The sequence below is a fragment of the Ruegeria sp. J8 genome (assembly GCF_056531925.1).
On sequence record NZ_JBQFMR010000001.1, the window covers coordinates 283,950 to 303,236 of the forward strand.

Consider the following 19,287-nt stretch of genomic DNA (forward strand, 5'->3'; position numbering starts at 1 on the left):
GCCTTTCAGTCGAAATTGACTAAGCCGTATCTCCAAGTAATTCTGGAACCAAACGAACAAGGCATCCCCAGGCAGCTTGCTCCGCCTGCTTTCGGCTCAGGCCTTCCGGAGCGAGATGCAATCGTTGCCAATAGCCATCCGTTAATGTCTCCATCCATTCAGCCATTTGATCTGCTGAAGTAACGTCGTCTGCTGAGAGCAATTCTTTCCAGATCAACCTCAAGGTCTCTCTTCGACGTGTCTCAAAATGCTCGGCAACTTCATCATACTGCAGTTGAAATCGAAGCTCGCCCCAGAATGCATACCAAAGGGGTAAGACATCCGGACCACACGCATCAGGGTGGAAGTCAGCTTTTATCAAAGCCCTTATCTTTTCGGCGGGCTTGTCCCCTGCTCGCTCTAAAGAAGCTGTCCAGTGCTCCTCGTAACGCTGGTACAGGTCACGCAAAGTTTCGGTCAGAAGACCTAGCTTTGATTTGAAATAAAATGCCGCAACACCCTGAGAAAGCTCTGCCTCAGACGCGACTGTTGCAAGCGTCGTTTTTGCCAATCCATGGGTCAATATTGAGCGGCAAGCTGCGTCCAGCAGCTGCCGGCGACGACGATCTGCGTTCTCCTTCCTCTCTTTGCGAGGACGTTTCCGCTCAGCTTCGACCAATTGTCGCTCCTCCTACGAATGCAGCCATCTACAGCGCGCAAAAAAGATGCGTCAATAGCTTGAAATTTATTTGAGCGCTCAAATAAACTTTACGAACGCGCACCCGATCTGTAAACGGGAGAGAAGGGGATGGAGAAATTTGACGGTTGAGAACAGATACGATGTGATTGTGGCCGGCGCTGGTCACAACGGATTAACCGCTGCAGCCTATTTGGCGCGCGCTGGCATGCATGTTTTGGTGGTCGAAAAGAACGACTGGATCGGTGGCGCCGCAGTCAGCCGGTCGCTACACGAGGGCTGGACATACTCGAATTGCTCATACGTTTGCTCTCTTTTGCGGCGCGAGATTGCCAGGGACCTTGAGCTACCAAAATACGGACTTCAGGTAATTCCGTATGAAGGCGGCGCGAGCTTTACGCGCGATGGGGATTACTTCGCCTACTATTCCGATCACAACGCACTGAAGCGTGAGATGGCACGTCATTCCGCAAAAGATGCCGACGCCTATCGCCGCTATTCGCGAGCCATCATGCGGCAATGCCGTTTTATCCGTCCGTTTTTACTTCGGGACGCACCGGACCCCGCTTCTCTCCATCCGCGCGATCTCGGCGAACTGGCGTACCTCGTAAAAAAAGCACATGGTTTGGGCAGTCGGGAGCTTGGTGAAACGCTGAAATTCTGGACAATGTCCATTGGTGACTTTCTGGATGAGCATTTCGAAAACGACTTGATTAAGGCCCATTTGGCAGGCTCAGGCATTATCGGCACCGGCCTCGGAGTGTACTCACCCGGAACGGCATATGTGCTGCTGCACCACTACATGGGTGACATTGACGGCGGCATCGGAGCATGGGGCTTCGCGCGTGGAGGGATGGGTGCAATTTCGAATGCCATTGCTGCCTCTTTCAAGGATCACGGCGGTACTATCCACACAGGTTCGGGGATTGAGAAAATCCTCAGCAAAGACGGACGCGTTGAAGGCGTAGCTTTGGAGGACGGCAAGGTTTTTCATGCCCCTGTCGTTGCCTCCAATATGGATATCAAGCGCACAATTCTGCACCATTTAGATATGGCCGAGTTGCCGGATGATTTCACCAAGGCGGTGCGAAACTTCAAAATTCGGGGGTCCTCGGCAAAGCTCAATATTGCGCTTGACCGCTTTCCAAATTTCCCTGCAGCACCCGAGCACACCAGCTTCCTCAGGGGTGATTTACATGTGTCGCAGAGCCTCTTTGAACTTGAAAAGGCCTATGATGATTGGAAAGTCGGACGCTGGTCGGAAAAGCCTTATATCGACATGCTCATCCCAAGCCAGATTGATCCGACTATGGCGCCGACAGGTGCCCACATGATGACGGTTTTCGTCCAATATGCGCCTTATGACTTAGTAGTCGACGGCGTTAGATCTGCCGAGAATTGGGACGACAAACAGCGCAATGCGATGGCAGAAACTGTACTCGACCAGATGTCTGTGGCGTGTCCCGACATTCGCGAGCGCGTTGTTCATATGGAAGTTCGTTCACCATTGGAAATTGAGCGCGAGGTCGGTCTGACAGAGGGCAACATTTTCCAAGGCGAACTAACTTTTGATCAGCTTTTCTTCAATCGGCCCGTCCCGGGTTGGTCGCAGTACAATTTACCCATCAAGGGGCTTTATCTGTGCGGGTCGTCCGCCCATCCCGGCGGTGGGGTTATGGGGGCCCCAGGTGCAAACGCTGCCCGCGCTATTCTCAGGAAAGAAACACGGCATGGCCGAATGAAGGGGTATGCCGCATGAGCCAATTTGATGCGATTGTCATTGGCGGCGGTGTAAACGGCCTGATTGCCGGAACACTCCTTGGTCGACGCTGCAAGAATGTCTGTATCATTGAGAAATCCGACAGGTTCGGCGGCATGGCGTCTTATTCTGTGGACGGCGGTCCGACCCTTGCACATTCGCTATACAACCTGAGCCCGCGGGCATTGGGTGACATCGGCATAGATATTCAACACCCTGTCCTGTCCAGCAAACCCGTCTCCACGGTCTCTCTGTCTGAGGATGGGCGGCACATCGTCTTCAAGAACGACGGCGTGTATTGGAGCGACGGGACAAAACACCGGGAATCAGATGCCTGGTCTGATCTGACACGCCAGCTGATTACATATGGAAACCTTTTGCGCCAACTCGCCGAGGCTCCACCTCCCGGGGGGCAAAAGGCCATCCTTTCCCGGGGTGCGCTCAACGAGTTTTTGCGCCTGGCGAAACTGGGCATAGGCCTGAAAAAGCTGGGCAAATCTGAAATGTGGCGTTTCCTGCAGGTCGTCTTATCTAATGTCCACGACATTATCCTAGATGACCTGTCGGAAGGACCGGTGGCTGGAATGCTTGCTGCTGATGCAATCTGGGGGACAGCCACTGGTCCAAGATCTCCGGGCACTGTGTTCAATCTGATCTATCGTTTGGGTCACGGAGGGACCATCACTCAACCAGCAGGCGGGATGTGCGCGTTAACCGATTTGATGGTGGAAGCTGCGCAAAAGGCAGGTTGCCTGCTGATGCCGGACACTGAAGTATCCCGCATTCTGTTGGACAACGATGCAGTCTCCGGAGTGGAAACCACCGATGGACGAACCATTGCCGCGCCTAATGTGCTCAGCAGCCTTGCCCCGAAACTAACAAGCCGAATGACCGGTCCCTCTGCCTTTGACATCGAAACGATGCGGCGAGTGCGAAATATACGGGCGCGTGGAACAACGGCTAAGGTCAATCTACGGCTCAAGGATAGCTCCGCCCTGCCCAGCCTGAGTGACGAATTGGCACGCGAACGTCTGATCTATGCTCCTTCTGTGGAATACGTCGAAGCTGCGTTCAATCCGGCTAAGTATGGTCAAATGTCCAAAGCACCTGTGATTGAAGCTTTCAAAATGCAGACAGCCGACGAGGCAAGCTGGCTGTCAACCATAGTGCAATATGCGCCATCTGACCTTGAAGGCGGCTGGACTGAGACTGCAAAGGAACAGCTTGCGGAAATTGCAGTCGAAACTCTTAGCCGCGCCCTGCCCGGCTTGGGTGATCAAATTGCAGGTAAGCAGGTCATAACACCGGATAAAATCGAAAGCGCAACCGGAGCGCCCGGCGGGCACTGGCACCATGCAGAAATGTCTTTGGACCAGCTCCTGACACTTCGGCCCACGAACGGGATGTCCAGATACTCCATGGGGCCGAAAGGGCTGTTCCAATGCGGTGCAGCAACGCATCCCGGTGGCGACGTCATGGGCCTCGCTGGTCGCAATGCGGCCCTGGCGGCGCTGGAGGCTCAGCCATGAGCATCTTTACCGATCCAAAACTCGGTTTGATACCCGGGCCATTTCACAAAAAACTCGAAGAGCAAAATCGCGCACAAAATTGGTACGATTGGGCCGGTTATGCTGCCCCGGGTGTGCTGGACAGTGTCGAGTTCGAGTACTTCGCGCTGCGAAATCAGGCCTCTTTATTTGATATCTCACCAATGCACAAGTACCGATTGACCGGGCCGGACACGACCGCGATGCTCAATCGCCTCGTGACACGGGACGTCCGAAAAATCAGCGTTGGTCGCGTGGGGTACGCGGTCTGGTGTGATGAAGAGGGTATGGTCATCGATGACGGGACTCTTTTCCATCTTGGCGACAACGATTGGCGCCTTTGTTGTCAGGAACAAATGCTGACATGGCTACTCGACGCTGCATGGGGTTTTGACGTTTCAGTCGTCGACGAAACTCACAGTGTTGCTGGACTTTCGCTGCAAGGGCCGACCTCTTATGCAGTTTTGGAAGCCGCTGGTTTAGATGTCAGCAAGCTGAAGCCATTCGATCTCGCTCAAAATGAACACAGTCTCATGATCTCGCGGACGGGTTTTACCGGTGACTTAGGTTACGAGCTCTGGTGCGACTGGGACAAGGCAGAAGCGCTTTGGGACAGAATTTGGAAAGGTGGCACACATCAGGGACTGCGCGCCATTGGATACGAAGCTGTAAACTTGGCCCGCATCGAAGCCGGTTTTCTGACCGCAGGTGTGGATTTTCAACCGGTTCATGCGACCGAACGGTTGCACCGAGGCCAAACACCCTTCGAACTTGGTCTGGGTCGGCTAGTCGATTTCAACAAAGGACATTTCAATGGCCGGCGAGAGCTGCTGTCCAAGCGAGAGAATCCAAGAAGCCTCCTCCTACGTTTCGATGTCGAAGGATTCAAACCCTCGGAAGGGTCGTTGATCTACAATCGACGCAAAAAAGAAGTTGGGCACATAACATCCGGGATATGGTCGCCGACCGCCAAGCGCAGCATTGCGTTGGCCCATGTCCGTATGCCGGATGCTGGCCGGTCATCTGGCTTAAAGGCCGAGATTTACACTCTGCAAGAAGGCAAATGGCGCACCAGGATGGCGCGCCTCACTCCTGTCACCAAAGCCTTTTTCGCACCGCCCCGCGCACGAGCTACGCCACCGGCCCGCACCTAAAGGAGAAGCAGACGTGAACACCCTGGATAATACACCAACCGACGGCGACCTTGTCGCTTGGGATCGCGACCATCACCTACATCCTTGGGCCGGAACCGACGGCTTTGGGTCCGACGAGTACATGCGGGTAAATACAGCGGATGGTATCTATCTCTGGGATGCTGCCGGGAAGCGATATATTGATGGCCCTGGCGGAATGTGGTGCACACAGATCGGATACGGGCGTAAAGAGATGGCCGATACCATTTCCCAACAGGTTATGAAGATGCCCTATGCGTCGCCGTGGTCGTTTACGACCGAACCCGCGGCCGTTCTGGCGCGAATGATCGCGGAACGTACACCAGGCGATCTGAACACGGTGCACTTCACGACCGGTGGGTCTACCGCCGTTGACACCGCACTGCGGACCGCACTTTTCATGAACAATCGGCTTGGCCGACCGGAGAAGAGGATCGTGATCGGCCGGGAAAAAGGCTACCACGGATCAACCTTTCTCGCCGCGACTGTCACTGGAAAAGAACGTTTCGAAACAAGCTTTGAAAAAGCTCAGGATCTGGTGCGTTTTCTGCCCGACGTGAATCCCTACCACCGGCCAGAAGGCATAACAGTTGATGTATGGTGCGACGCCAAAGTTGCTGACCTTGAGAGCCTGATTGCTGACGTAGGCGCCGACCGTGTTGCCGCCTTTATCGCGGAACCGATCCTGTGTTCCGGTGGCGTGATCGTTCCACCTCCGGGTTATCACAAGCGCACGCTCGAAATTTGCCGGGCAAACGACATTCTGTACATTTCGGATGAAGTCGTAACCGGCTTTGGTAGGTTGGGACACTGGTTCGCCTCAGAAGACGTCTTTGGCATCGTCCCTGACATTATTACCTGCGCAAAAGGTTTAACCTCGGGCTATCTGCCGTTAGGTGCCTGCATAATCTCGGACGCAGTAATGAAACGCATTTCAGACGCACCGGGCGACGATGTTTTCTACAACGGCTACACATACTCCGGGCACCCTGTGAGCTGCGCGGCTGCCATTAAGAATATTGAAATCATGGAGCGCGAGGACATTCTAGGACACGTTCAACGCGTCACACCGCATTTCCAGGACCGCCTAAATCAAATAAAGGAGAAGTTTCCGATAGTTGGGGATGTGCGCGGTGACGGGCTCCTCGGGTGCATAGAATGTCGCCCTGGACTGAACGTCGAGAGTTACGAAGCGCATGTGAAGTTTGGACAGAAACTGGACGATGCTTGCGAGGAGATGGGACTCCTCTTGCGACCATTTGGAAACATGGCCGTGTTCTCGCCCCCTCTGATCATAACTCCGTCGCAGATAGACGAAATGTTCGACATCATGGAAGCTGGTATGGCGCAGGTCAGCAAGGACTACGACGCATAACGGTCATCGCGTCCATTCAAAGTTCCAGTCAGATCAGGCTGGTTTCCGTCCACGGATGTGATGTGGGCAATGCTCACCGGTCTTTAGCACTGGCTGCATAGCGTCCCAGATCTCGATCTGATGTTCAATAAACTCCGCACCATGACGAGCTTCCCAGTCGACTCGGTTTGGCCCGGTCAATTCCTCCAGCTCAGCAGCTGATACCTGAGCATACCAAGCGTTGCGGTTGACTAACTCTACGTCTTCAAAGCCAGCCAGCTCCATTGCAGCGCGGTACTTAGAGGGCGACGCCATCTGAAACTCCAAGGCTTCCATCTTTACGTAGTGCGCCATTTCCGGTGACATCTCACCATCATGATTGGTCAGCCAGTCAGAAGCAGCGAAATAACCGCCTGGTTTGAGCACACGATAAGCTTCCGCAGCCATCGCTACTTTGTCGGGGATATGGATGATCGAGTCCTTCGAAAACACTACGTCAAAAGTACCATCTTCGAATGGCATTGGACCTGGAGTGACCTGTATGATATCGACCTTTCCCTCCAGATCCGCCTGCCTAACTCGCTCTTTCGCAGCCGCGCAAACCGGGGCCTCTACATCAATCCCCGTAACTCTAGCGGCGCCGAACTCCCGTGCCATCAACACTGCAATGGCTCCAGATCCGCATCCGATATCAAGGATATGCTTATCTTTCAGATCAATCCCTTTAACAACACGCGCAACTTCTTCAGGGCCTCCCGGTGAAAGAAACCCCTCTCCCCAAAGCTCCTCCAGAAAGCTGATTGCCTGTTGGTCATATAGGATCTCGTCTGACATAGGATTCCCCCGCATCTGATTGTTAGTCAGTCACTGCAGTGAAACCTTTTCTCTCATCTCAGACAAGCTTTATCGCGAAATCGCAGGTCATAGATTCAGCTATAATTGAATGATCATTCAGTCAGTAGACAGCAAGTGATTTGACTGGTATTCGGAGAAAAGAACGCCTAAAAGGATTTTCTCGCAATGGCTGACACCCTACCGACGCATGCCCAAACTGTGATTATTGGTGGGGGGTCGATCGGCGCGAACACGGCCTATCACTTGACTAAGCTTGGCCATACCGATGTTGTCGTTCTGGAACAGGGACAACTGACATCAGGGACCACTTGGCATGCCGCCGGCCTGATCGTAGCCGGCCTTCTCAAATCCGAAGCCGAGTGCGCTATCTACACGCACGGTCGAGACCTTTATGCGAACCTAGAGAAGGAAACCGGTATATCCACAGGTTTCCGCGACGTTGGATATCTGCAGATTGCAACCAATGAAGAACGCCTGCATGAGATGCGTCGCGTCGCAGCCTTCATGCGGCGTTTTGGGATAAACAACCACGAAGTCTCAGTAAAAGAAGCGCAGGATATGTTCCCTATAGGGGACCTCTCAGACGTTGTTGGAGCGTTCCTCATTCCGGAGGACGGTCGGGCCAACCCGGTGGACGTGACAATGTCTCTGACCAAGGGAGCCAAAAACAGAGGCGCACATTTCTTTGAAGGTGTGCGGGTTGAAGAGATTTTAGCCAGGAACGGCACTGCGACCGGGGTCCGCACTGCGAACGGTCATACCATAACAGCCGAAAACGTTGTGATCTGCGGAGGCATGTGGTCTCGCCAACTTGGTGCAAAACACGGTGTAAATCTACCGCTCCAGGCGGCTGAACACTACTACCTGATAACGGAAAGTATCCCGGGCCTACCTCGCGATCTACCCGTTCTCGAAGACCCTTCCACCTACACTTATTACCGAGAAGAAGTCGGCGGGATGATGTTAGGGCTTTTTGAGCCCGGCGCTGCGGCTTGGAAGCTCGATGGTATCCCGGATGAATGGCAATTCGGAGAGATTGAACCAGATTGGGAACGTGTTGGGCCCGACCTAGAGAAAGCCTATTCGCGCGTGCCTGACACCATGAACTACGGTGTCAAAAAACTATTCTGCGGCCCTGAGAGCTTTACGCCTGATCTTGCGCCGCTTGTTGGCCCGACGCCTGAACTGCGCAATCTCTGGGTTGCATGTGGGATGAACTCACTTGGCATCCTGAATGGCGCGGGTACGGGAATGGTTTTGGCCCATTGGATGGTGGACGGCTTGCCGCCCATCGATGTTACCGGCATCAACGTCAATCGCTTTTCCCGTGAAATGGCGACACCGGCCTTTCGACGCGACAGAACACCTGAGTTACTAGGAAAGCTATTTGGTCAGCACTACCACAATGAGAACTACAAAACGGCCAGGAACGTTAAGCGTTCAGTGCTCTATGAACGTCTCAAAGCGGCCGGAGCCTTTTTCGGCGAAGGAAATGGTTGGGAACAACCTGATTGGTTTGCTCCGACGCCCGAAGAGGCCAAGGTCGAGAAATACAGTTGGTATCGACAAAATTGGTTTGAATGGCACGCTGAAGAACACCGGGCAGCACGCGAGGATGTCATCGTAATGGACATGACATCAATGGCGTGTTTCAGCGTCGAAGGACCGGATGCCTGCGCCCTCCTCTCTCGCCTTTCCTGCAATGACGTTGATGTTGAACCCGGTCGCGCCGTCTACACGGCCTGGGTAAATGAACGGGGTGGGTTTGAGGCAGACCTTACGGTTACCCGGCTATCCGATCGGAAATACTGGGTCATCGTGGGAGAAAACTCGGCGGGTCATACCGAGATGCGCATGCGACGGCACGTCCTGGACAACGAGAACGTTATTATAACAGACATCACCGCAGGGCGCTGCCAAATCAACGTTCACGGCCCAAAGTCGCGTGAACTATTGAGCAGAATATCCGGAGCTGATTTGTCGGACGAAGGTTTTCCCTTCATGACGGCGCGTGAAATCGACATCGGGTACGCCGTAGTTATGGCCTATCGCGTGACGTTTATTGGCGAACTCGGCTGGGAACTTCACGTACCGGCCACTCAGGCCATTCAGACCTACGATCTGATTATGGAAGCAGGTCGAGATCTGGGTGTTCGCAATGCTGGAATGCAAACTCTCAACTCCCTACGGCTAGAGAAGGCTTATCGTGATTTCGGAATTGACGTGGACAACACGGACAACCCAATTGAGGCCGGGCTTGGTTTTGGCGTCAAATTGGACAAACCCGGTGGCTTCATCGGCAGGGAAGCACTCGCCACGATCAAGGCGAAAGGCACGCCCAACAACCGGATGTTGCAGTTCCTGCTAAAAGACCCAGAGCCTCTCATGTACGGCAATGAGATGATTTATCTAAACGGCAATGAAGTCGGATATATTCAAGTTGGCGGATATGGGCACACGCTCGGCGCTGCCGTCGGCATTGGTTTCGCCGAGATTGACGAACCGTTGACCGCGGACATAGTCGCAACTGGGCATTGGCAGATCGAAATCGCAGACGAGAAATACGACGCGGCAGCCTCGTTAAAGCCGCTCTATGACCCCGGCATGCACAAAATAAAGCGCTGAAGCCATATTGTTCGATGCTTTCGCTCAGACTGGAAAGTGTTTTGGGAAGAACCGCGACAGCGAAAGCATGCAAACATCCCTGAATTCCCGACGATCAGCCACTTTTGGATACAACATCAAACTTAGCCAGGCCCCGTCTGACATCGCCTCTACGGCCCGAGCTGTTTTTTCTGGATCAAGATCGTCGTAGCCGCCGTCGGCAATCAATTCACCACATAGGTGCAAAATTCTATCATATCTTTCGTTGTCATATTTATTATGAATCTTCAAGTAATTAGGCCGATACTTCGCTTGCCCCCAGAAGGCAAACCAGACGGCCAACCGCTTGTGGGTACAAATGCTCTTGTCAAAGTCCGCTCGAATAATCGCAGCCAGCCGATGTGCGGCTGTAGGTTCCGCAGCCTCATAGTATTTGAGCCAATTTTCATAGTGTTCTTGTGCAAGGAAACCCAGCGCGGCGTCATACAAAGCTTCCTTACTGTCGAAGTGATAATTCACCACGCCATGGGACAGATTGGCTGTTTCTGTCACGTGTTTAAGCGTCGTGTCAGAAAACCCGCGTTTCGAGATCGAGTCTATGGCGGCCATGATCAACTGTAAGCGACGAACTTCGGGAGGTTCGGTGCGTCGTTTTTTCTGAAGCTCATGCGTCTCCAATTTAACTCTCCTCTCGTTCAGCCATTTGCCTGTCCAACAAATCCGCTCTCTGTTTCCGGAACATAATTATTGCTGCGATAGCGACACAGATAGCGATCACAAGAATCATGATGGTTGCTAGCGCGTTGATGTCCGGCCTGAGGCCCAGTCGAATGCGCGAAAAGATCAAAATTGGCAAGGTATTTGCGCCTGGGCCGGTAACAAAACTTGCTATGACCAAGTCATCGAGAGACAGCGTGAAGGCCAGCAACCATCCCGAAATTAGTGCCGGCGTCAGCTGTGGGATCGTTATGGCCGTCAGAACTTTGAACGGTTTTGCGCCAAGATCGGCGGCGGCTTCTTCCAGTGTTTGCCCCACACCGGTTAAGCGTGCCTGAATTGTTACCGCCACATAGGCCATGGAAAAGGTAATATGCGCGATCGTAATCGTCGCAAAACCGCGCTCAGCAGGCCATCCGATCAGCTGGTTCAGCGAGATGAAGAAAACCAGCAAGGACAATCCGGTTATCACCTCGGGCATCACCAAGGGCGCGACCAACATGCCACCGAACAAGGTCCGCCCCTTGAACCGTCCAAAGCGCACCATAGCCAGACCTGCCAAGGTGCCAAGCGCCGTGGCAAAAGTAGCGTTGACAACGGCAATCTGAAGACTGAGTGAAACAGCGCTCCAGACTTCCGCAGATTGAAAAAGCTCTTTGTACCAGCGCAACGACCATCCACCCCAAACCGGTACCAGCTTGGAGTAGTTGAATGAGTAAATAACCAACAGGATCATTGGGATGTAAAAGAATGCCAGTCCCAAGGTCAGCATGATGGTTAAGAAACGGGAGCGTTTGGCGTACATCTATTGCTCCTCCGCTGCTTTGCCTTGGTAGTGCTGGAAAACCATGATTGGCAGCACCAGTATGAACAGCAGAACAATCGCAACTGCGGCGGCCACTGGCCAATCGCTGTTTCTAGAGAACTCATTGTAGAGAACCCGCCCAATCATCTGCACGTTGCCGCCACCTAACAGATCGGGGATAACGTACTCGCCGGTCGCAGGGATAAAGACCAGCAGTGAACCAGCGACAATTCCAGGCATCGTCAGAGGCAATGTGATTTTGAAGAAAGTGTTCGTTGGTTTGGAACCAAGGTCGGCGGCCGCCTCGTTCAGGCTGTTGTCCAGCTTCTCCATATTCGCGTACAGCGGCAGGATCATGAACGGCATATAGGTGTAGACGATCCCGATATAGACGGCGAATTCCGTGTAAAGCATGCGGATCGGCTCATCGATCACCCCCAGCGCTATCAGAAGGTTGTTGATCGTGCCTTGATCCGCAAGCAGGCCCATCCACGAATAGACCCGCAACAAGAAAGACGTCCAAAACGGAAGAATGATTGCAAACAACAAGAGCGGCTTCGCAACCGGCCCCGATCGTACAATTGCATAGGCAATAGGGTAGCCAAACAAGAGGCACAAGAACGTACACGTTACTGAAATCTTGAGTGAATTTACGTAAGTGTCAAAGTACAGGCTGTCTTCCCAGATGTAGACAAAATTGTCGAAGACCAGGCGGATTGTCATGATCCCGTCACCTGTCCACTCAATTAAACTTGTGAATGGCGGGCTCGCAATCGCCAGTTCAGCTAAGCTTATCTTTGCGACAATGAAGAACGGTGCCAGAAAGAATACAAGCAACCAGAAGAACGGTATGACGGTGACGATCTGACGCCATCTGCTATGGATACGCCGCATCACTAAACGGATCATGGGTTGTCGTTCAACCTGCGGCGGTTCGAACATATCCTCGGTGAAATCCGTCATGAGTGGAGCAACATGGCGCTAGACGGATCCCAGCTGATATTTACCTTGTCTTCCCAGGTTAATCGCTGCGCAGCATGCGTCGGACGTGACTGGTTGGGCTGAGTGACGTCGAAGATTTCGCCATTGGGAAGCCTTACCTTGTAGATCGATGTCTCTCCCAAATACCCAACATCGTCGATAACGGCCGCTGTCTGGTTCGCGCCCTCAGCAATTGTATCAGATTTCTCAAGTCGAATTTTTTCGGGCCTCAGCGCAACCCAAATCTTGCTGCCAGCCTTAACAGAATGACCGTGATCAACATAAACTTCGCAGAACTCGGTTTCGACCCGAACATGGTCGACCCCATCCTCGGTCACCCTGCCCTCAAAAATATTTGCTGATCCGATAAAGTCAGCCACAAAGCGGGATTCTGGAAACTCGTAGATCTCTGTCGGAGTTCCAATCTGTTTGAAGCGACCCGCGTCCATAACGGCCATTCGCGAAGACAGGGTCATTGCTTCTTCCTGATCGTGAGTCACGACGATGAACGTGACGCCGACCTTGTCCTGAATGTTGGCAAGCTCAAACTGCGTTTGCTTACGCAGTTTTTTGTCCAGAGCAGCCAAAGGTTCATCCAGGAGCAGCAACTTGGGACGTTTGACCAAGGCCCGCGCCAATGCAACACGCTGGCGTTGCCCACCGGACAATTGTTTAGGTTTTCTCTTTTTGAAATCTTCCAACTCAACAAGCTTGAGGATGTCGTGAACTCTGTCCGCAATGTCTAGCTTGGGGACATGGTCTTGCTCCAACCCGAAAGCCACGTTTTTTTCGACGGTCATATGCGGAAACAGCGCATAGCTTTGGAACATCATATTGGTCGGACGTTCGTAAGCTGGCACATCGGCCATATCGACTCCGTCGATAGTGATTGTACCACTGTTCAAATCCTCAAACCCAGCAAGCATTCGAAGTAGTGTCGACTTTCCACATCCAGATCCGCCTAAAAGGCAGAATAACTCTCCTTTGTAGATATCCAGATCAACGTTATCGACAGCAGTCACTGCACCGTATTTTTTGGTTACGCCTCTGATTTTGACCAGAGGTTCCTGTTCTTTTTGATCGAGCCATGGTTCTGGGCTGACAGCCGTGGAAACAGTCAATTTGGGCCTCTTAGTCTGCCAGTCGGGATCTGGGGATGCAGTAGCGAACCGGTCTGGTCCGCTACTTCATTTGCCAGTGTGAGTGGATTTAGTTTCCGGCCTTAAAGTCAGTCCAGGTACGTGTCTGCAAGCGCTCGACCTTGGGAGGAAGAACGGCAGTCGTGTACATCTTGGCAACCTGATCCGATGTTGGGAACGCGGCTGGGCTGGAGGTTACAGCCTCATCAACCATGGGCTTGGCCGTCAGGTTGGCGGTCGCATACCAGGTGAAGTTACTATCATTGGCCGCAACCTCGGGGCGCATCATATAGTTCAGGAAAAGATGAGCGTCTTCTTTGTTCGCGGCGTCTTCCGGGATCAGCCAACCATCAATCCACAGCTGCGCTGTACGATCACCTTCGGGCAGGAAGAAGTCTAGCACTACACCAGTGTCGGCTTCCGCTGCGCCAGACATGGCAAGGAGACCGTCAGGGCCCCATGTGGTTGAGACACAGAACTCTTTCTGAGGCATCCGTTGATAAGCATAGTTATCGAAGGTTTTGATGTATGGCCTGATTTCCGCCAACATCTCCCCAACCTTCTCATAGTCTTCCTTGTTTGTGGAGTTCGCATCCAGGCCCATATGCGCTAAAGCCATCGGAATGATGTCGCCCGGGGAATCCAGGAATGAAACTCCACACTTGGACAGCTCTTTCATGTGAACAGGATCGAAAACCATATCCATCGAGCCTATGGGGGCATCTGGATACGTCTCTTTCACCAATTCTTCGTTGTATGTGACGCCGTGCGTTCCCCACATATAAGGAATGAAGTGTTGGTTGCCTGGATCCCATTCACTTGACAACTGCTCCATGATTGCCGGGTCGATGTGCTTGATATTGTCCAGCTTCGACATATCCAACGGTGCAACAATTCCCGCCTTAATCAGACGAGCCGTATCACTGCCGGCATGACTAACCACATCATATCCGCTGTTTCCCGCGAGTAGCTTGGCATCAATTGCTTCGGCAGAGTCATACGGATCATAGATCACCTTGATACCGTATTCTTTTTCGAAGTTCTCGATTGTGTCTTCAGCGATGTATTCTCCCCAATTCGTAACCTTCAACACACGCTCTTGCGCGTAAGCCGATCCCGAAACTGCAGTAGTAGTTGCTGCTATAACTGTAATTCCGGCGATTTTCCTGATTGAGTTCATAACTTCGCTTCCTCTCCCTGAGTGGTGGCTGAATTTGTCTTGCCTTGTTTGCTAGTCTGTCTTCTCGAATGATCGCGCCTGCGTTGCGGGCGCGATCACCAAGCACCCCATTCCCCCAAGTCGCTATGTTTTTATCTGACTAGTCATTCAGAACGGTAGTCCGCTGAAATCTGCACTGTCAAGCTTGGCTGAATGAATTTTGATCATATCTCTACATATCACTGGTTTTGCACCTGATTTGAGCAGGTAAATCGAAAACCATCGACCAAGGAAACCTCACAGGCGTGACTAGCGGCACATTTCTGAATGATCATTCAGTCAGAAAAAGTTGACGAGCAAGTCAATTTAAGCGACACCTACACTCAGTCGAAGAGTGGCGGATCCAGCAAGGCCAAATTTTCACTCCTGGATACTGTCCCCATCTGAGACCCAAACTGACCAAACCAAAACTATGCGGGTTGTTCCGATGCGCGACGAAGTAAGAAACACAGAAATTCCTACCAATTGGGACCGTCGCGGGTTGCCCGGTTGGTGCTATCACAGCAATGCCCTTCTTGAACTTGAGAAGAGCGAACTTTTCAAAACGCATTGGCAAATCGCGTGCCATGTTTCGGATGTTCCGGAACCCGGTAATTTTCTATGTTTTGACATGTGCGGTGAGCGCGCCCTGATCTTGAAGGACAGCAACTCGGACATCCGCGCGTTTCTAAACGTTTGTCGTCACCGCGGTTCTCGGCTGGTCTCGAAAGAGCAAGGAAAATGTGCAAACGCTCTAGTCTGCCCATTTCACGGCTGGGTTTACAATCTTGATGGAACGCTACGCGGCGCCGCCCGTCCGGAGTCGTTCCCCGATCTAGACAAGCACGAGTTTGGCCTGAAAGAGATTGAAATGGAAATCTGGCAGGGTTTTGTCTTCGTCCGATTCAAACCTGGACCCCAGCCATCAGTAGCCGAACTGCTAGCCCCGATTGAACAGGAAGTCTCTGCCTACAAAATGGCCGAACATGTCCCGACGGACGGAATCTGGACCGAGGAGACTCCTGTAAACTGGAAATCGATCAGAGATGTCGACAACGAAGGGTATCATGTCCCGCTCGCGCACCCTGCCCTTCAGGATCTGTATGGCTCGACCTATTCAGACGAACCATATGTCGATGGTATCTCACGTTCTGACGGAAAATTCACTCCGACAAAGGGCCGGAGGTGGGCCGTTCGCAACTACAAGAAATTCACTAAACCACAGCCTCACCTGCCAGAACACTTGCACAAAACTTGGCTTTACTACGGCATTTTTCCAAATGCGGTCATAGCCGTCACACCTGAGACGACCCTCTTTTATCAAGAGTTTCCGATCACGACGGATAAATCCATTCTACGGAGCGCGACATACCGAAACCCGAACGAAGACCGCCAACAAAGAGCGGCACGCTACCTTGCCGCCCGGATTGATCGAGAGACAGTGGAAGAAGATATTCAGCTCACGATATGGTCCAACGAAGCCATGGCTTCGGAGGCGTTTGAAGGCTTCTATCTTTCTGATCTCGAGTACGGCGTGCGCTCTCATCATGACCATCTCAGGAACATTCTGCCAATCTACAACTCTGAATCAGCGCCTGGAGAAGATGAAGTTGCCGCGTTGAATGATGCGATGTCCGCTGAGCCGAAATCGTGACTAAAGGTATATTCCAAGTGGAGGAAGCAGAAGCTCAAACGCAGTTCCTGGTAACAGCCATCGGAAAACCTGGCTCTGGCGCCACAAGATATGCTGCCGCGATGTATTTTTTTAAGAGCGGCGAGCTTTCTGCCGAGATGCTGGAAATCTACCGAAGATGCAGCAAGCTTGACACGGAAGATCCGCTCGATCTGGCTGGATACGAGGGCGTTTCAATTCCAGAATTCGTTTGCAATCTAAACTCAAGAACCAATCAATGACTGCTTCCGCGCAAACGACAAAATCCTTGGATAACTCAAATCCTTGTAAATTCTCAAAATGTAAGGAAAGCGCAAACCCACTCCGAAAACCATCTCTCATGCCAATCTCATTTCTGGAGCGAAAGCATTGAAAGTTCACGACTTTGACGTCGTTGTCGTTGGCGCCGGAGCAGCAGGAATTGCAGCTACTCACGCTCTCAAATCCGCGGGACTCTCAGTAGTCTGCATCGAGGCATCCAACCGCGTCGGGGGGCGCACACACACGGACACGGAAATCTTTGGCGTCCCGTTCGACATGGGTGCGCACTGGATGCACACCGAACATGCAAACGCTCTGAAAGCTCCAGGTCTCGCACTCGGCCTTGATCTCTATGCAGCCCCAGACAACGCGGTGACATATGGCTTGGAGGTTGACGCTGTTCTGTGGGACGAAGTCGACGAGCTTCATAGCGCGATCACTGAAGCGGCGCGCATCGATGCAGAAATTGAAGCAAGTACCGGAATTCCAACAGACCGGTCCTTGGCAGACATTTGGCAGAACAAAGGGCATTGGTCGTTCACGGCAGCGATGACATTTGCCTTGTCGATTGCCAGAGATTTGCCGGATACATCTCTGCGAGACATCAGTGCCTGGGAGGGCGGAGACGATTGGTTTTGTCGCGAAGGCTTCGGACACCTAATTGCATGCACTGCAAAGGGGCTGCCAATTAAATTGGCCACTCCGGTCACAGAAATAAAATCTCTCACTGAAGGGGTGCAGATAACTACGGCCACTGGCAAGATCAAAGCTCGAACCGTAATTGTTACAGTTTCCGTCGGCGTCCTAGCCGAAGACATCATCCACTTTGATCCCCCGCTAGAATCCGACCGACGCTCAGCGCTCGAGCTCATCACTATGGGAGACTACAATCACGCTGGCCTCCTTTTCCGCTCCGGAGCTTTGCCAGTGCAACCCGATACTTGGTTGACGTACCACTTAGAACCCGACGCCAACGGGGTAGCCCGCGGAGGCGGTTTTCTTTGCAACATCTCAGACACCGGCCTTACCAGCTTTGAAAGTTCTGGAAGCTTTTCCAGACTTTTGCAGGACGCGGGGCCTGAAAGCGCCATAGAGCACGCGCTCGAAACATTGGTTGGCTTTTTCGGCACAACAGTCAGAAAAGCCTTCATCAAAGGCCACGCTACCGCTTGGCGAAATGAACCCTATGTGCGTGGTTCTTACGCTGGAGCCAAGCCGGGAGGCCACAACAAACGCGCTGTCTTACGCCAGTCTCATGCTGAGCGGGTGCACTTCGCCGGTGAAGCTACACATCCTAACCAACAATGCTCGGTCAGCGGAGCCCACCTAGAAGGATTAAGGGCCGCGGAAGATGTGTTGGCGCAGCTACGCTGAACACCTGGCGATCAACTTGCTCCAGCAAGTGGAACAGTCTTAGAATTTCGAATGAACCTTTGACTATAAGTCACAAGGCCAAGTTCATCTTTCGCATGCTCCGCGACCAGTTCAGGGTAAGCTATCCGGTCACAGACAGATGATAAGAAATTGAAAGTTTTGAAGAACAAAAGCTGACCATGTTTCAGCGGGGTGGCTCGATGGGGACCAGATACTCTCTGTCTTGAGCAGTTTTCCTGGATGTCCGCTAAAGAACGGAACCAGACTTTGTGTCGTAAAACGACTATGTCTGCTGTGCGGACAAAACGGCCTTTCGCAACAACACTCTTAAGGTACAAGCAGGCCGAGGTAACTCCGTTCCTTCCAGTATGAAAGTATCGTGCAAGTTTACGCAAAGATCGTTTCAACGGATGCAGCTAAACGAACTAAAACTTCAAGATTTTTGCGCGACAATATAGCGGCTTTGGAGCATTGAGGCTTGATCAGAAGTATAAAACACGTCGAAGCCTGCGGACGCGATTTTCCTTTCAAGCACTGATCCAGACACAAAATGCACAAACGGGGCTTTCCCAAGAGCCTGCATGATTGGGATGGCGATCCGACTGATCATCGCATACTTGAAACCACCGCTCTCAGGTGCGCAGACGGTTTTGGATATGAAAAGCCCACCGGGTTTTGTAAGCGCGGAAATGTGCTCGAGCGCTTGGTCCAAATCGGGCAGAAGATGAAGCAAATTATGCGCCAAGATCGCATCGTAAGAACCTTCATCTAAACCATGCTCAAGAACTTCAGCCACCTTGAAAGTGACGTTCTCCAATCCTTCTTTAGCACGCTTCTCATCGGCAATCTTGATCATGCCCGGAGCGAGATCCGTGGCAGTGACATGGGCGACATGCGGTGCAAGCAGCAGCGCGGTTGAACCCGTCCCGCACCCGATTTCCAGTATGTTGTCCTCCGCTTTCAGGTACGACTTCGTGAGCTCGAGTGTTTTCAGATACCCTTCCATGTTGCGGATTGGGTCTGCCGCATACTTTTGTGAGATATTGCTCCAGAACGCAGCATCCTTGGACAAAGCAGTCATTTCATTACTCTCAAAAAAGGTTGTCGCCGTATCCTTTACTTCCAAACAATCATTTATGGAATTGCCACAATTTGCAGAAGTGTTATTCATAA

The 19,287-nt window shown here is 52.4% G+C and carries 16 protein-coding genes; 8 read left to right on the forward strand and 8 right to left on the reverse strand.

All coding sequences use genetic code 11. The annotated features are described in order from the left end of the window. Positions 1-19: 19 nt before the first annotated feature. Positions 20-658 carry a TetR family transcriptional regulator C-terminal domain-containing protein gene (locus ACR0L1_RS01380; protein WP_170494734.1) on the reverse strand — a complete coding sequence of 213 codons (639 nt, stop codon included), beginning with the start codon at positions 656-658 and terminating at the stop codon, positions 20-22. 139 nt (positions 659-797) lie between these two features. On the opposite strand from ACR0L1_RS01380, the gene ACR0L1_RS01385 reads away from it, so the two are divergent. From ACR0L1_RS01385 to ACR0L1_RS01400, 4 genes are read left to right on the forward strand one after another with little or no spacing between them, the layout of a single operon-like run. Next, positions 798-2,435, forward strand: a complete 1,638-nt coding sequence (locus tag ACR0L1_RS01385; protein ID WP_480856761.1) for a phytoene desaturase family protein — start codon at positions 798-800, stop codon at positions 2,433-2,435. Continuing rightward, the gene (locus ACR0L1_RS01390; RefSeq protein ID WP_480856763.1) at positions 2,432-3,964 is read left to right on the forward strand and encodes a phytoene desaturase family protein; all 1,533 of its coding nucleotides are present in this window, start codon (positions 2,432-2,434) and stop codon (positions 3,962-3,964) included. The genes ACR0L1_RS01385 and ACR0L1_RS01390 overlap by 4 nt, the downstream gene beginning before the upstream one ends. After that, complete coding sequence (locus ACR0L1_RS01395; RefSeq protein WP_480856765.1) at positions 3,961-5,136, forward strand: aminomethyl transferase family protein; 1,176 nt, start codon at positions 3,961-3,963, stop codon at positions 5,134-5,136. Before ACR0L1_RS01390 ends, ACR0L1_RS01395 begins: the two co-directional genes overlap by 4 nt. Positions 5,137-5,149: 13 nt before the next feature. Then, complete coding sequence (locus ACR0L1_RS01400; protein ID WP_480856767.1) at positions 5,150-6,529, forward strand: aminotransferase; 1,380 nt, start codon at positions 5,150-5,152, stop codon at positions 6,527-6,529. Positions 6,530-6,562: 33 nt separating this feature from the next. Here the strand turns inward: ACR0L1_RS01400 and ACR0L1_RS01405 are convergent, their stop codons facing one another. Then, positions 6,563-7,342, reverse strand: a complete 780-nt coding sequence (locus ACR0L1_RS01405) for a class I SAM-dependent methyltransferase (protein WP_170758879.1) — start codon at positions 7,340-7,342, stop codon at positions 6,563-6,565. 186 nt (positions 7,343-7,528) lie between these two features. Between ACR0L1_RS01405 and ACR0L1_RS01410 the strand changes: the two genes are divergently transcribed. Beyond that, entirely contained in the window at positions 7,529-9,988 is a 2,460-nt protein-coding gene (locus ACR0L1_RS01410) for a GcvT family protein (RefSeq protein WP_480856769.1), read from the forward strand. Between the two features lie 24 nt (positions 9,989-10,012). On the opposite strand, the gene ACR0L1_RS01415 is transcribed toward ACR0L1_RS01410, so the two are convergent. From ACR0L1_RS01415 to ACR0L1_RS01435, 5 genes are all read right to left on the reverse strand, one after another. After that, on the reverse strand, positions 10,013-10,645 hold the full coding sequence (locus tag ACR0L1_RS01415) for a TetR/AcrR family transcriptional regulator (protein ID WP_170352666.1): 633 nt from the start codon (positions 10,643-10,645) through the stop codon (positions 10,013-10,015). Between the two features lies 1 nt (position 10,646). Next, positions 10,647-11,489, reverse strand: coding sequence for an ABC transporter permease subunit (locus ACR0L1_RS01420; RefSeq protein WP_480856771.1), 843 nt, complete (start codon positions 11,487-11,489; stop codon positions 10,647-10,649). Beyond that, entirely contained in the window at positions 11,490-12,383 is an 894-nt protein-coding gene (locus ACR0L1_RS01425; protein WP_216599185.1) for an ABC transporter permease subunit, read from the reverse strand. Positions 12,384-12,448: 65 nt separating this feature from the next. Beyond that, positions 12,449-13,591, reverse strand: a complete 1,143-nt coding sequence (locus ACR0L1_RS01430; protein ID WP_480856772.1) for an ABC transporter ATP-binding protein — start codon at positions 13,589-13,591, stop codon at positions 12,449-12,451. Between the two features lie 88 nt (positions 13,592-13,679). After that, positions 13,680-14,789 carry an extracellular solute-binding protein gene (locus ACR0L1_RS01435; RefSeq protein ID WP_170352662.1) on the reverse strand — a complete coding sequence of 370 codons (1,110 nt, stop codon included), beginning with the start codon at positions 14,787-14,789 and terminating at the stop codon, positions 13,680-13,682. Positions 14,790-15,255: 466 nt separating this feature from the next. Here ACR0L1_RS01435 and ACR0L1_RS01440 point away from each other — a divergent pair, with 466 nt between their 5' ends. The 3 genes from ACR0L1_RS01440 to ACR0L1_RS01450 all read left to right on the forward strand — a co-directional run bounded on the left by ACR0L1_RS01440 (position 15,256) and on the right by ACR0L1_RS01450 (position 18,114). Continuing rightward, positions 15,256-16,461, forward strand: a complete 1,206-nt coding sequence (locus ACR0L1_RS01440; RefSeq protein ID WP_170352661.1) for an aromatic ring-hydroxylating oxygenase subunit alpha — start codon at positions 15,256-15,258, stop codon at positions 16,459-16,461. Further along, positions 16,458-16,721, forward strand: coding sequence for a hypothetical protein (locus ACR0L1_RS01445; protein ID WP_480856775.1), 264 nt, complete (start codon positions 16,458-16,460; stop codon positions 16,719-16,721). Before ACR0L1_RS01440 ends, ACR0L1_RS01445 begins: the two co-directional genes overlap by 4 nt. Before the next feature lie 127 nt (positions 16,722-16,848). Further along, positions 16,849-18,114, forward strand: a complete 1,266-nt coding sequence (locus tag ACR0L1_RS01450) for a flavin monoamine oxidase family protein (protein WP_480856776.1) — start codon at positions 16,849-16,851, stop codon at positions 18,112-18,114. Between the two features lie 433 nt (positions 18,115-18,547). Here the strand turns inward: ACR0L1_RS01450 and ACR0L1_RS01455 are convergent, their stop codons facing one another. Continuing rightward, entirely contained in the window at positions 18,548-19,195 is a 648-nt protein-coding gene (locus ACR0L1_RS01455; protein ID WP_480856778.1) for a class I SAM-dependent methyltransferase, read from the reverse strand. Positions 19,196-19,287 lie beyond the last annotated feature (92 nt).

Excerpts from the sequence above, each read along its gene's own strand:
- ACR0L1_RS01440 (WP_170352661.1), top strand. The coding sequence starts at position 15,256 with ATGCGCGACGAAGTAAGAAACACAGAAATTCCTACCAATTGGGACCGT.
- ACR0L1_RS01410 (WP_480856769.1), top strand. The coding sequence starts at position 7,529 with ATGGCTGACACCCTACCGACGCATGCCCAAACTGTGATTATTGGTGGG.
- ACR0L1_RS01405 (WP_170758879.1), bottom strand. The coding sequence starts at position 7,342 with ATGTCAGACGAGATCCTATATGACCAACAGGCAATCAGCTTTCTGGAG.
- ACR0L1_RS01390 (WP_480856763.1), top strand. The coding sequence starts at position 2,432 with ATGAGCCAATTTGATGCGATTGTCATTGGCGGCGGTGTAAACGGCCTG.
- ACR0L1_RS01425 (WP_216599185.1), bottom strand. The coding sequence starts at position 12,383 with ATGCGGCGTATCCATAGCAGATGGCGTCAGATCGTCACCGTCATACCG.
- ACR0L1_RS01435 (WP_170352662.1), bottom strand. The coding sequence starts at position 14,789 with ATGAACTCAATCAGGAAAATCGCCGGAATTACAGTTATAGCAGCAACT.
- ACR0L1_RS01420 (WP_480856771.1), bottom strand. The coding sequence starts at position 11,489 with ATGTACGCCAAACGCTCCCGTTTCTTAACCATCATGCTGACCTTGGGA.
- ACR0L1_RS01455 (WP_480856778.1), bottom strand. The coding sequence starts at position 19,195 with ATGACTGCTTTGTCCAAGGATGCTGCGTTCTGGAGCAATATCTCACAA.
- ACR0L1_RS01395 (WP_480856765.1), top strand. The coding sequence starts at position 3,961 with ATGAGCATCTTTACCGATCCAAAACTCGGTTTGATACCCGGGCCATTT.